This window comes from Rhodococcus sp. AZ1 (genome assembly GCF_054979605.1).
The window spans coordinates 21,638-34,442 of record NZ_JBUEQF010000016.1 but is presented as its reverse complement, the minus strand read 5'-3'; the positions used below and the strand labels follow the sequence as shown (position 1 = coordinate 34,442).

Below are 12,805 nucleotides of genomic sequence, written 5' to 3'. Positions count from 1 at the left end.
CGTCAGCGCCGAGTGGGAATGAGCGTCAGCGCCGGGTGACGGTGAGGTCACCGGCCCCCGAGCGCACGTCGAGGGTCAGGACCGGTCCGGTGCTCGGCCCGGTGGGGATCGAGCATGCGGTGTTGCCGGCCCGCGTGGAGCACGTGAGGACCACCCGCATGTTCTGGGGGATCACCACGTCCACGTTTCCGATCCGTGCGGAGGCCTCGACCGTGCGATCGGTCGCCAGGTCCACTGCTCGTAGGTCGACCGACAGGTTGCCGATGTCCGCGGTGTAGGCGGGCGCGAGATCGGTGGCGGAGGTGGGCGCGAAGGAACGGTTTCCCAGGCTCACCCCGTCGCGTTCGGGGCCGGTGAGAACGAAACTCACGAGGGCTCCCGCGAACGCGGCCGAGACGATGGCCATCATGATCGCCACTGCCGACACCGCTCGCCGTCGACCACGCTTGCGAGTCTTCGGTGTGGCTGCGGGCGGTGGTTCGGGCAGATGGTGGGCGAACGGCGCGGCACCCAGCGGATCCCACGCCGGTGGGGTGTACGAGGTGGGTGCGGCCGATTCGGTCCCCTCCACCGGCTCGGTCCCTTCCACCGGCTCGGTCCCTTCCACCGGCTCGGTCCCTTCCACCGGCTCGGTCCCTTCCACCGGCTTGGTCATGTCCACCGCTGTTGCGGTCGTCGCCGGGCTGGCCGTCGGGGCGGGTGGTTGCGCGGGCGGGAGCGGCGTGCGCTGGTGCAGCAGCCACCAGCCTGCGAGCATCGCGGCGAGGGCCACGGCGCCGGATCCGGTGAGGCCGGAATCGAAGATGGTGGACGAGATAATGATCGCCACCACGAGGATGCCGACGATGACGCCGCCGCGCAGTTCGAACGGCTCGTCGTCCTTCGGGAAGCACACCCACGCGACGAGATAGAGGGCAATTCCGACGCCACCGAAGATCGTGGCGACCGCGAAGGCAACGCGGATCAGGGTGGGGTCGACGTCGTAACGGGCGCCGATTCCGGCGCACACTCCGGCGATGTTGCCGTCGTCGGTGAGCCGGTGCGGCCGGGTGCGCCACATCTCTCGGACACGGTCGGCATAGCTCGACGGGGTCGAGGAGGGCGGTGGTGTCGAGGAGGGCGGTGGGGACGGGGTGGGGGTCGGTGTGGTCATGGCACCCATCGTTGCGTGCTGCGGCCTGCGGGCACATCCGGGCAATCCCTGAACTCGACCCGGATGTTCTGCGCCCGTGTGCGTGCCAGTATCGGGGCATGAGAACGATGGAGCGGCGTGCTGGTGGCCGCGTGGTGGCGGGTGTGGCCGGCGGGATCGCCGATCACCTCGACGTCGATGTCGCGCACGTGCGGTTGGCGTTCACGGTGCTCTCCGCGCTCGGCGGCGCCGGTGTGGTGGCCTACGGGTTGCTGTGGGTGTTCACCGCCGCCGGTTCGGACACCGAACCGGCCACGGCTACGGACAAGCGCAACGCCTACGTGATGGTGGCCACCGGAGTCGTTGCGACAGGGCTGTTCGGTGCGGTGCTCGGTGGCACCTCCTGGGCGTTCCTCGGTCCGCTGGTGGTGGTCGTGGTCGGTGCCACCGTGGTGTGGCGGGAGTTCGACGGTCACCCCGGGGGGCCGATCGCCTCACGCCGAGCGGGCTGGTTGCGGATCGCCAGCGGCACTGCGCTGGTGGTGATCGGCCTGGCGGTGGTGTTGTTCTCACGGGTCGATCTGTCGTCGGTGCGGGCGTCGCTCTTGGCGGCCGCGGTGACCGTGCTCGGCATCGGGTTGCTCACGGTGCCGCTGTGGCTGCGGATGTGGCGCGCCCTCGAGGCCGAGCGTGCAGCACGCATTCGCACCGCCGAGCGGGAGGACATTGCCTCGCACCTGCACGATTCGGTGTTGCAGACCCTCGCCCTCATTCAGCGGCAGGCACATTCGCCCAGCGAGGTCGCGCGTCTGGCTCGCGGCCAGGAGCGCGAGCTTCGTCAATGGCTGTTCGGCCGGTCCCGCGGTGACAACGGTTCACTGGCCGGTGCGATCGTGACCCTCGCCGCCGAGGTGGAGGACCACTACGGCGTCACGGTCGAGACGGTGACGGTCGGGGACACCGATCTCGACGAGGGGTCGACCGCAGTTCTCGGCGCCACCCGCGAGGCGTTGGTGAACGCGGCCAAGCACTCCGGCGTCGCGTCGGTGGACGTGTACCTCGAGGTCGAGGACGACGAGGTGAGTGTGTTCGTGCGCGACCGTGGCGTGGGCTTCGACGTGGACTCGGTTCCCGAGGATCGAGCAGGGTTGGCGAAGTCGATTCGTGCGCGCGTCGAGCGCCGGGGTGGCGCGGTGTCCGTGCGATCGGCGCCCGGTCGCGGGACCGAGGTTGCGCTGCGCATGCCGCGAAAGGTGAACACGCAATGAGTGATTCCCTGAGGGTGTTCCTCGTCGACGACCATCAGGTTTTCCGTTCCGGCGTGCGCGCGGAGTTGAGCAGCATCGACGACATCGAGGTGGTGGGGGAGGCCGGAACTGTCGCCGAGGCCGTGCGCGGGATCGATGCCCTGGCCCCCGACGTGGTGCTGCTCGATGTACACATGCCCGATGGCGGCGGGGTGGCGGTGTTGGCCCGGATCGCACCCGGGCCGGCGTGTCTGGCGTTGAGTGTGTCCGACGCGGCCGAGGACGTGATCGCCGTGATTCGTGCCGGGGCACGGGGATATGTCACCAAGAGCGTCTCCGGTGCCGAACTGGCGGACGGTGTTCGCCGTGTCGCCGGGGGTGACGCGGTCTTCGGTCCGCGCCTGGCGGGTTTCGTGCTCGACTCCTTCACCGGGAAGGCGCCCGAGGCCGTCCCTGATCGTGAGCTCGAGTCGTTGACCCCGCGCGAGCGCGAGGTGTTGCGGCTGCTCGCGCGCGGCTACACCTATCGCGAGATCGCGGAGGATCTGGTGATCTCGGTGCGGACCGTGGAGACCCACACCTCGAACGTGCTGCGCAAGACTCAGCAGTCCAACCGACACGCGCTCAGCCGCTGGGCACATGGTCGGCGGATCGATTAGGCGCCGAGGTCCGATATTTTCTTTTTATTGTTATTTATATCGAGAACGAAATTATTGTCATCTATTCCAAAGAATCTCCATAAGTCTGTCCTGGCCGAAACTCTGTGCGTACAGTCCTGTGCACCAATCGAGTTCGGCTCCGGGAACCCTCCTTCGATGGCCATTCCTCCGAGTCGTCTGCACTGTTCGACGGAGAGGTTGACATGGGCGAGACACGTCGCGAGGCACGGCTGGCCGCACGCAAGCGAGCAGCACACGCCCGCAGGTCCCTGATGGCGCAACGCTCGGCGGCGGGGATGGCCATTGCGGCCAGCGTCATCGCCGTCGGCGGCATCACCACACCGTCCGCGAGGTCCGTCTCCACGACCACTGTCGGCGCCCCGCCGTTCGGCGGCGGTGTTTCACCGTCGAGCGCAGCGCCCGGCGGCACGGTCGGGCAGCCGCCGTCCACCTCGGCCCCGGCGATCGTCGATACCTCGACCACCACCGGCAGCGCTCCCACGTCCTCCATCGAGGCGAAGACCGTGGCTTTGACACCGGTGTGGACGATGCTCGGCATTGCGCCCCCGGCACCTGTTTCCCCGGGGCCGGTACCCCCAGCTCTTGTTGCCCCGGCCCCCGCGCCGGGTCCCTCGACGGCGAGCGTCGGTCTGCCTCTCGCCCCTGTCGGTGCGGCTTCGGCCACCGTCGTCCTGGCGTCGAGCGCCGCCACCGTGCCCACCACGGTCAGCGCACCGCGCGTGAATCTGCTCTCGACACCGTCGTCCGCCGCGCCGAGCTCGACCGCAGCGGCGTCCACGACGCCGAGTGGCCCCTTCGTTCTGGTCCTGCCCTACCTGTTCGGTGACGGCGCCGATGCCCCTGCCGACTGCACGGGCCCTGCCTGCAACGGCGGTAACGGCGGCATCTTCGGTGGCAACGGTGGTAAGGGCGCCAACGGCGGGCGCGGCGGCAACGCCGGGCTGTTCGGCAACGGCGGTGCCGGTGGTGACGGAATGGCCCCCGGAGTCGCCGGCGGCGCCGGGGGCAACGGCGGTCTGTTCGGTGGCAACGGCGGCAACGGCGGCAAGGGCGGGCTGGGCGCCAAGGGAGGTGACGGCGGCAACGCCGGCGCGCAGTCGCTGTACGGCCGAGGTGGCAACGGCGGTGCCGGCGGCAACGGAACCGCGGGAACTCCCGGGGTCGTCGGTACGACCGGAGCCACGGGCACCACGGGTGCTGCGGGCATCGCGGGCGCGGCCGGCACACCAGGTGCCACGGGGTTGGCCGGCGCGACCGGTACCACCGGCGCGACCGGTGCCAACGGCACGACGGGCGCCAACGGTGTGAACTCCCCGTCCAATACCAGTCAGGCCGCGCCGGGAATCCCGGGCGCCAGCGTCGTCGGCGTCGCCGGCATCACCACCGCAGGCGCCGGCGGGCAGGGTGCCAACGGCACGGTGCCCGGCCAGACCGGCGGCAACGGCGGCGACGGCGGATCCAACTCGTCACCGAGCGGCATCAACACCGGCGGTTCGGGCGGCCGCGGAGGTGACGGCGGCCCCGGCGCGTCCGGCGGCAACGGCGGAACCGGTGGCTTCTCGACCAACGCCAACGGCATCGCCGTCGGCGGTGGCGGCGGCGCCGGCGGAACCGGGGGTGTCGGCGGCGGGGCCGGTGGAAACGGTGGTGCCGGTGGCGCAGCTCGTGATCCCGGACCGTCGTTGGCCAACGGTGGAAACGGTGGTGCTGGTGGCCAGGGTGGAACCGGTGCTGCGGGTGCTGCGGGTACCAACGGTGCAGCGGGCGGTGTCGGCGGTCAGGGTGGCGACGGCACCGCGGGCGGTGCCGGTGGCGTGGGCGGTTCGGGTACCGCCGGTGGCCCGGGTGGTATCGGCGGGACCGGCGGTGTCGGCGGGGCCGGTACCGCAGGAACCCCGGCCGGTGCCGGAGGTGCCGGTGGACGCGGCGGACTCTTCGGCGCCGGCGGGTCCGGCGGTGCCGGAGGAATCGGTGGCCCGGGCGGAGCTGGTGGAACCGGCGGCATCGGTGGGACCGGCGGCACGGGCGGGACCGGCGGCGCGGCCGGAAACGGCGGTGTCGGTGGTGACGGCGGTGCTGCGGGCTCCGGAGGCGTGGGTGGCGTCGGCGGCGCCGGCGGCAACGGTGGAAACGGTGCGCAGGGCGGACCCGGTGGAAACGGTGGCAACGGTGGCAACTCCGCCGGTGACGGCCGGATCGGTGAGGGCGGCCCCGGGGGTATCGGCGGGGCCGGTGGAGCCGGTGGCGCTGCGGGCACCGGTGGTGCCGGCGGCGTGGGCGGCGCAGCGGGCAATCCCGGTGCGGGCGGTCTGGGCGGCGCGGCGGGCACTCCCGGTGCCGGTGGCGCGGGCGGTGCCGGTGGCGCAGGTGGTGCCGGTGGCGCGGGCGGTGCCGGTGGCGCGGGTGGTGCCGGTGGCGCCGCAGGCGCGGGTGGGCTCTTCGGTACCCCCGGCAGCGCCGGAACAGCAGGTGCCCGGGGAACTACGGGTGCCACCGGTCAGGCCGGCTCCACGGGAGCCACCGGTCAGGCTGGTTCGGCGGGAGCGTCGGGCACTGCCGGATCTGCCGGTAACACGGGCGCTGCAGGGCAGTCCGGTGCCACCGGCGCCTCCGGTGCCTCCGGAACCGCGGGCACCGACGGTGCTGCGGGCGCCGACGGATCTGCCGGGGCCTCGGGATCCAAGGTTCCGCGGTGATGCTTTCTCGCTGAGGGCTCCGCGGTGAGTCACCCGCGGCGTCCGGTGCAGTGATGTCGGTGCGGAATCCACGTCCAGAACGTGGATTCCGCACCGACATGTCTTGTCTTCGGGGCCTACAGCGGGGGGCCTACAGCAGCAGTGCGAGCAGAACGATCACCATGATCAGTGCGGCGATGCCGATCCCGACATAGAGGGTGATGTTCGACTTCTTCTGTCCGCGTGGTGGTTTGACCTCGAACGCCGGAGCCGAGTACGACGCCGTGGGGCGCGGGACACGGTCGAGTGGGGTGCCGGACGAGGCGATGGGCAGCCCGGTCATGGTCTGTCCGTAGATCCTCTCCGCCCGTCCGCCCGTACGTGCACCGCGGCGCGCCCAGTACGGGATGGTGCCGTCCGCGGCGGTGAGGGGATGGTTGATGATCGAGCCGGGGTGTCCGTTCCTACCGACGGCCAGGGCGATCAGCCGATCACGGACCTCGCTCATGGTCGGGCGCCGGGCAGGGTCGGGTTCGAGCATGTCGAGCAGGGTCGCGGTCATTGCCGCGCTGCGCCGGGGCGCGATGATCTGAGCTCGGGCGACCTTGCGCAGCAACGCAATCGAGTCGTTGTCGAGTCCGAACGGTGGTTGGCCCTCGGTGGCGGTGTAGAGGGTCGCGCCGAGGGAGAACACGTCGCTGGCCTCGGTGGGGTCGGCGCCGCGGGCGACCTCGGGGGCGAAGTATTCGGGGGTGCCGGTGATGACGCTGTTGTCCTGCTCGTTGCGATCGGTCTTCGCTCGCGAGATTCCGAAGTCGCTGATCTTGACCATGCCCATGCCGCTGCCGCGGTCGGCGATGAGGATGTTGCCGGGTTTGATGTCGCGGTGCAGGATGCCGGCGGCGTGCGCGGCGGCGAGTGCGTCGGCCACCTGCGCGCCGATCTGGATCACCTCGTAAGGGGCGATGGTCTCGGTGACGTGCAGGGCCATCGCGAGGCTGCGCGAGGGCAGATACTCCATGATCAGCCACGGCTCGCCGCCGTCGATCGCCACGTCGTGCATCGCGATCGCGTGCGGACTGTCCAGTTGCGCGGCCATGCGACCCTCGCGCATGGCACGTTCACGGATCTCCCGCGCCTCCTCGGGGGGCAGGCCCTCGGTGGATGTGGCCTGCTTGACGGCCACTTTTCGACTGAGCAAGGTGTCGTTGGCGAGCCACACCGCGCCCATGCCACCGCCGCCGAGCTTCGAATCGAGCCGGTACCGCCCGGCGAGCAGATAGTCCGGGCCGATGACCGACCGTGAGCGCTGTTGATCCGACACGGTGCGAGGTTATCCGAGAGTGGGTCCGATCGCTCTCGCGTTCACCGCCTTGACGTTCGCCTCCGAGTCGGGTCTACTGAGAAAGTATTCGAAAGCGTGTTCGAAAGAGGTGGATCGTGCCGATCTCGGTGGACCTGGTCGAGGGCATCTCCCGCGCCGAACGCATGGAGCATCTGCGTGCCCGCCTCGCCGGTGTCCGCGCATCCCGGCAGTCGGACACCCCGGAGCCTCCGGCGACCCTGTCGCAGCCTCCGGCGACCCTGCCGGTACCGGAGCCCCTGGCGCAGTTGCTCCCGCACGGCGGGTTGGCCCGCGGCAGCGTGGTGTCGGTGTCCGGGGCGTCGTCGCTCCTGGTCGGAATGATCGCGGCGGCAACGGCATCGGGCCGTCACGCCGCGGTCGTCGGGGTGCCGCGGCTCGGTCTGCTCGCTGCCGCCGAGATGGGCGCCGAACTCTCGCGTGTGGCCGTCGTACCCGATCCCGGGGCGGACGCCGTGGAAGTGGCCGCGGTGCTCCTCGACGGCATCGACATGGTGGTTCTCGGTCTCGGCGGCGCCGTGGTACCGCCCTCGCGGTCGCGGGCGGTTCTTGCCCGTGTGCGTGCCAAAGGATCGGTCCTGCTGGTCACCGACGGGCAGTGGGAGGGCGTCGCAGCGCACCTCGACGCTCGTGTCGACGGCTACGGCGGCATAGGTGCCGGGCACGGTCGAGTGCGCTCGGTGAACCTGGAGGTGACCGCGCAGGGGCGGGCGGTGCGCCCGCGGACCGCCCGCATCGAGGTGGTGTACACCGACGGTCGGGTGCTCTGGCGTGGCCAGCCCGGCGTATCCGCCGGCCAGCAGCGTTCCGTCGTGGCCGTTCCGTCGTGACCGCGGGGCCCACTACCGCCGCACCCGGTCGCGTTCTCGCGGTGTGGTGCCCGGACTGGCCGGCGGTCGCTGCCGCGGCCGCAGCGGCGATCCCCGCCACCACGCCGGTCGCGGTGATCCTGGCCAACCGGGTGATCGCCTGTTCGGCCACGGCGCGCACCGAGGGGGTGCGGCGAGGACTGCGCAAACGGGAGGCTCAGGCCCGCTGCCCGCACCTGTACGTCGCCCTGGCGGACACCGATCGTGACGCGCGTCTGTTCGAACCCGTCGCCGCGGCCATCGATGCGTCGGTACCGGGTCTCGAGGTGCTCAGGCCGGGTCTGGCGGTGCTGTCCGCACGCGGTGCGGCCCGATTCTTCGGGTCGGAGGAGGCCGCAGCGGAGCGCCTGGTCGACGATGTCGCGGCCACCGGCGTCGAGTGCCAGATCGGGATCGCCGACGAGATGAGCACGGCGGTCGTCGCGGCCCGGCACGGGGTGGTGGTGCCGCGCGGTGGGGGAGCGCAGTTCCTGGCCCCACTGTCGATGCAGGAACTCGCTGCCGAGCCCGCTCTGGCCGCTCCGGATCGCGTCGAGTTGGTGGACCTGCTGTACCGGCTCGGTATTCGCACCATCGGTGACTTCGGCGCGCTGTCCCCGGTCGATGTCGCATCACGTTTCGGTGTCGACGCGGTGGCCGCGCACCGCAGCGCGCGAGGTGAACCCGAGCGGCCGCCGTCGGCGCGCGTGCTGCCACCCGATCTGGACGTGGAGTACCTGTGCGATCCACCCATCGAGCGGGTGGACGCGGCTGCGTTCGCCGGGCGCGCACTCGCCGACCGTCTACACCTGACACTCTCGGCAGCCGGGGTGGCCTGTACCCGGTTGCTGGTGCAGGCGCGCACCGGCAACGGCGAACATCTCTCCCGCATCTGGCGCTGCGCCGAACCACTGACCCCCGAGGGCACCGCTGATCGAATTCGCTGGCAACTCGACGGGTGGCTCACCGGGCGAAGTGAGAACAAGCCCACCGCCGGCATCACCGTCCTGCGACTCGAACCCGTCGAGGCGGTTCCGGCGGGAGCCCTGCAACTCGGACTCTGGGGTGGGATCGGTGACGAGGACGAGCGCGCTCGCCGAGCTCTGGTGCGTGTGCAGGGGCTGCTCGGCGGTGACGCGGTGCGCGTCGGGGTGCTCAGCGGTGGCCGAGGGCCGGGCGAGCGGGTCACTCTGCTGCCGCTGGGCGACGAACTGGTTCCCGACGCCGACCCGTCGGCGCCCTGGCCGGGGCGCCTGCCCGGTCCGTCGCCGACCACGCTGCTGCCCACCCGCCCCGAGGTGAGCGTCCTGGCCGGCGATGCACGGCAGGTTCGCATCACCGATCGCGGGTGTTTCGATGCTCCGCCGGAGCGTGTGCGGTGGGGGAGTCGGGAGATGACCGTGCACGAGTGGGCCGGTCCGTGGTCGGTGGACGAGCGCTGGTGGGATCTGTCGGCGACCTCCACGGCGCGGCACATCTCGCGCGTGCAGGTGGTCATCGACGATGCCCGCGCCCTGCTGCTGTTCCACGCCGACGGTCGATGGTTCGTGGAGGGCATCTACGAATGACGGCATCGATCCTGCACGCCGATCTCGACTCGTTCTACGCCTCGGTCGAGCAGCGCGACGACCCGTCGCTACGCGGCCGACCGGTGATCGTCGGCGGGGGCGTGGTGTTGGCGGCGAGCTACGAGGCCAAGGCATACGGGGTTCGCACGGCCATGAGTGGTCGGCAGGCGCGAATACTGTGTCCGCAGGCCGTGACGGTGCCCCCGCGTATGGCCGCGTACTCGCGGGCCAGCGCCGATGTGTTCGCGGTGTTCGCCGACACCACCCCCGTGGTCGAGGGCATCTCCATCGACGAGGCGTTCCTCGACGTCTCCGGCCTCGCGCGACTGGTGGGCTCGCCCATGAGTATCGGGGCGAGGTTGCGCGAGAGAGTCGCCGGCGAGGTGGGTCTGCCCATCACCGTGGGGGTGGCGCGCACGAAGTTCATGGCCAAGATCGCCAGTGGCGTCGCCAAACCCGATGGGCTGCTCGAGGTTCCACCCGATCGAGAACTGGAGTTCCTGCACCCACTCGGTGTCGAACGCATGTGGGGCGTCGGCAGGGTCACCGCCGCCGCCCTGCACTCGGTCGGTGTCTCGACCATCGGTGACCTGGCCGGGTATCGGCACACCGACCTGGTGGCACTGCTCGGAACCGGTGCGGCAGAGCACCTGCACGCGCTCTCCCACGGTATCGACCATCGCCCCGTTCGCACCGGCGTGCGCCAGCGGTCGGTGGGCGCCCAGCACGCACTGGGTCGGCGGGCTCATACCGCCGAGGAGATCGATGCCACGCTCGCCGCGCTCGTCGACCGCGTCGCCCATCGGATGCGGCGCAGCGATCGTATCGGCCGCACGCTCACCCTGCGGCTGCGCTTCGACGACTACACCCGCGCCACCCGATCGCACACCCTGGCCCGGCCGACGGCACAGACGGACATCCTGCTCGGCGCTGCTCGCCGGTTGCTCTCGGCCGCAACACCATTGATACAGGCCAACGGTCTGACCCTCGTCGGGGTCGCCGTGTCCAACATCGACAGCGCTCTCACCGCGCAACTCGAGCTGCCCTTCGACACCACCGAATCCGATCTCGACCGCGCGCGGGACGAGGTGATCGGGCGCTTCGGCGGTGGTGCGCTCACACGTGGCGCTCTAGTGCCCGATTCCCACCTTGCGATGCAGGCGGCTCATCCACGACGGCGCCCACCAGTTGGCCTCACCCATCAACTTCACCAGTGAGGGCACCAGCAGCATGCGAATCACGGTGGCGTCGATGATGAGTGCCGCGATCATCCCGACTCCGAGGAACCGCATGATCGACAGGCCAGATGCGGTGAACGCCCCGGTGACGATGATCAGGATCAGCGCCGCCGCGGTGACGATGCGCCCGGTGCGTTGCGCCCCGACGAGCACCGATTCCTCCGTACTGGCACCCTGAGTCCGCGCCTCGACCATGCGTGACATCAGGAACACCTCGTAGTCGGTGGACAGCCCGAACACCACGGCCAGCAGCAGCACCACGAACGTCGACTCGAGCGGTGCCGGGGTGACCGCGAGAAGCCCTGCGCCGTGACCGAGTTGGAAGATCAACGTCAGCAACCCGAAGGTGGCCGACAGGCTCAGTGCGGCCATGAGCACAGCCTTGATCGGCAGCACCACCGACCCGAACGCCAGGAAGAGCAGCACCAGGGTCGAGAGCACCATGATCGCGATCATCCACGGCAGCCCTGCGATGATCGCGGTGTTGCTGTCCAGGAGCAGTGCCACCGTTCCCCCGATGGTGGCGGTGGTGCCATCGGGCGGGCTCAGAGCACGCAGACCACGAACGACGGCGTTGGTCGAATCCCGGTTCGCCCCATCGGTGTAGGTGGCCTGTAGCACCACGTAGTCGTCCTTGGCTCCGATGAAGTCGACCGTCGCCACCCCCGGGATCGCCCGCGCCGCGGAGGTGAACGCGTTGATCGCGGTGCCGTCCGGTCGCGACCCGGCCCCTTCGAGCACGATCACGGAGGCGTCCCCGGTTCCGGTGAAGTCGGAGGCGATGGTCTCCGACGCGACGCGCGCCGGGTCGTCGGCCGGTAGGGCGGTGTAGGACGCCTGCCCCAGCTGAGCCGAGAACAGCGGGGCGGCGAGCACCAGCAGAGCCGCGGTGATGACGGTCGCCACGATGCCGGGCCGCTTCATCACGGTCGTGACCACCGAACCCCACAGCTTGTGCGCGCGTTCCTCCGCGCGGTCCGACGCGGTGCGGCTCCAGGTGATCGCGTTGATCCGCCCACCGAGGATGGCCAGCAGCGCGGGAACCGCGGTCAACGACAGCGCGGCGGCGCACACCACCGCGGCCATGGCGCCCAGGCCGAGGGAGCGGATCACCGCCTGCGGGAAGATCAGCATTCCCGAGAACGCGAACACCAGCAGGAGCGCCGAGAACATGACGGTGCGTCCGGCGGTGAGGACGGTGCGCACGGCGGCCTCGCCGGGGTCGTCGCCCGCCCGCATCTGCTCTCGGAATCGGCTGACGATGAACAGCCCGTAGTCGATCGCCAGGCCCAGGCCCAGCAGTGATGCCACGTTGATCGAGAACGAGCTCACCTGCGTCACCGTCGTGAGCACACGCAGCACGGCCAGGGCGCCGAGCACCGACAGCACTCCCACCACCACGGGCACAGCGGCGGCGACGAGCCCTCCGAAGATCACCACCAGCAGGATCAGGGTGATCGGGATGGCGATCAGTTCGGCGCGCACCAGATCCTTCTCGAGCCGAGTGCTGAACGCGACCTCGACCACCGCGCCGCCGGAGAACTTCGAGTCCACGCCGGGGACCTCGAGCTTGGCCAGGCGGTCGGCGAACGTCGCGAGGGTGATTCCGGTGTTCGGACCGAGCTTGACGGTGACCAGTCCCCGCGTGCCGTCGGTGGAGACGAGCTTGGGTTTGACCAGCGGACTCGCCGTCCAGTACGACATGACCGCCTCGGGCCGTACCTCCTGCTGGAAGGCGTCGAGAACTGCCTGCACCCGCGGTCCGATGCTCTCGAGGGAGGTCCCTTCCGGCGCGGTGTAGATGGCCACGATGTCGGGTGTGCCGGTTTGCAGGTCGGCCACCTTGTCGATCACCTGCGCGGATTCACTATCGGGATCGATGATCGTGGTCTGGCTCAGTTGACCGAACACTCCCAGACCCCAGGCGCCGGCAATCACCACCACCAGGACCGAGGTGATCAGCACCGGCCACCGTCGGCGAACGGAGAAGCGCGCCCAGCGTGTCATCGAAATCGGTCTCCACTCGGTTGGTCGGGGTGAGATGCCGACAGCGT

At 70.4% G+C, this 12,805-nt stretch carries 9 protein-coding genes; 6 read left to right on the top strand and 3 right to left on the bottom strand.

The window, feature by feature from the left end; genetic code table 11:
* Positions 1-25 precede the first annotated feature (25 nt).
* On the bottom strand, positions 26-1,153 hold the full coding sequence (locus ACY48E_RS15925) for a PspC domain-containing protein (RefSeq protein WP_462873227.1): 1,128 nt from the start codon (positions 1,151-1,153) through the stop codon (positions 26-28).
* A gap of 98 nt (positions 1,154-1,251) precedes the next feature.
* Here ACY48E_RS15925 and ACY48E_RS15920 point away from each other — a divergent pair, with 98 nt between their 5' ends.
* The 3 genes from ACY48E_RS15920 (at position 1,252) to ACY48E_RS15910 (ending at position 5,755) form a co-directional block, all read left to right on the top strand.
* Positions 1,252-2,400, top strand: coding sequence for an ATP-binding protein (locus ACY48E_RS15920; RefSeq protein ID WP_462873225.1), 1,149 nt, complete (start codon positions 1,252-1,254; stop codon positions 2,398-2,400).
* A complete protein-coding gene (locus ACY48E_RS15915; RefSeq protein WP_462873223.1) occupies positions 2,397-3,038 on the top strand; it encodes a response regulator in 642 nt (213 codons plus the stop codon). The genes ACY48E_RS15920 and ACY48E_RS15915 overlap by 4 nt, the downstream gene beginning before the upstream one ends.
* Before the next feature lie 203 nt (positions 3,039-3,241).
* Positions 3,242-5,755 carry a collagen-like triple helix repeat-containing protein gene (locus tag ACY48E_RS15910; protein ID WP_462873221.1) on the top strand — a complete coding sequence of 838 codons (2,514 nt, stop codon included), beginning with the start codon at positions 3,242-3,244 and terminating at the stop codon, positions 5,753-5,755.
* A gap of 130 nt (positions 5,756-5,885) precedes the next feature.
* On the opposite strand, the gene ACY48E_RS15905 is transcribed toward ACY48E_RS15910, so the two are convergent.
* The gene (locus ACY48E_RS15905; RefSeq protein WP_462873219.1) at positions 5,886-7,058 is read right to left on the bottom strand and encodes a serine/threonine-protein kinase; all 1,173 of its coding nucleotides are present in this window, start codon (positions 7,056-7,058) and stop codon (positions 5,886-5,888) included.
* Positions 7,059-7,174: 116 nt separating this feature from the next.
* Between ACY48E_RS15905 and ACY48E_RS15900 the strand changes: the two genes are divergently transcribed.
* From ACY48E_RS15900 to dinB, 3 genes are read left to right on the top strand one after another with little or no spacing between them, the layout of a single operon-like run.
* Complete coding sequence (locus tag ACY48E_RS15900) at positions 7,175-7,927, top strand: hypothetical protein (RefSeq protein ID WP_462873217.1); 753 nt, start codon at positions 7,175-7,177, stop codon at positions 7,925-7,927.
* Positions 7,924-9,513 carry a DNA polymerase Y family protein gene (locus ACY48E_RS15895; RefSeq protein ID WP_462873214.1) on the top strand — a complete coding sequence of 530 codons (1,590 nt, stop codon included), beginning with the start codon at positions 7,924-7,926 and terminating at the stop codon, positions 9,511-9,513. The genes ACY48E_RS15900 and ACY48E_RS15895 overlap by 4 nt, the downstream gene beginning before the upstream one ends.
* On the top strand, positions 9,510-10,730 hold the full coding sequence (dinB, locus tag ACY48E_RS15890; RefSeq protein WP_462873211.1) for a DNA polymerase IV: 1,221 nt from the start codon (positions 9,510-9,512) through the stop codon (positions 10,728-10,730). Before ACY48E_RS15895 ends, dinB begins: the two co-directional genes overlap by 4 nt.
* Here dinB and ACY48E_RS15885 read toward each other — a convergent pair.
* Positions 10,644-12,758, bottom strand: a complete 2,115-nt coding sequence (locus ACY48E_RS15885) for an MMPL family transporter (RefSeq protein WP_462873209.1) — start codon at positions 12,756-12,758, stop codon at positions 10,644-10,646. The two genes, dinB and ACY48E_RS15885, sit on opposite strands and share 87 nt — an antisense overlap.
* Positions 12,759-12,805 lie beyond the last annotated feature (47 nt).

What these genes read in the sequence shown, in the direction of transcription:
- ACY48E_RS15920 (WP_462873225.1), top strand. Translation starts at nt 1,252, where the DNA reads ATGAGAACGATGGAGCGGCGTGCTGGTGGCCGCGTGGTGGCGGGTGTG.
- dinB (WP_462873211.1), top strand. Translation starts at nt 9,510, where the DNA reads ATGACGGCATCGATCCTGCACGCCGATCTCGACTCGTTCTACGCCTCG.
- ACY48E_RS15885 (WP_462873209.1), bottom strand. Translation starts at nt 12,758, where the DNA reads ATGACACGCTGGGCGCGCTTCTCCGTTCGCCGACGGTGGCCGGTGCTG.
- ACY48E_RS15915 (WP_462873223.1), top strand. Translation starts at nt 2,397, where the DNA reads ATGAGTGATTCCCTGAGGGTGTTCCTCGTCGACGACCATCAGGTTTTC.
- ACY48E_RS15925 (WP_462873227.1), bottom strand. Translation starts at nt 1,153, where the DNA reads ATGACCACACCGACCCCCACCCCGTCCCCACCGCCCTCCTCGACACCA.
- ACY48E_RS15910 (WP_462873221.1), top strand. Translation starts at nt 3,242, where the DNA reads ATGGGCGAGACACGTCGCGAGGCACGGCTGGCCGCACGCAAGCGAGCA.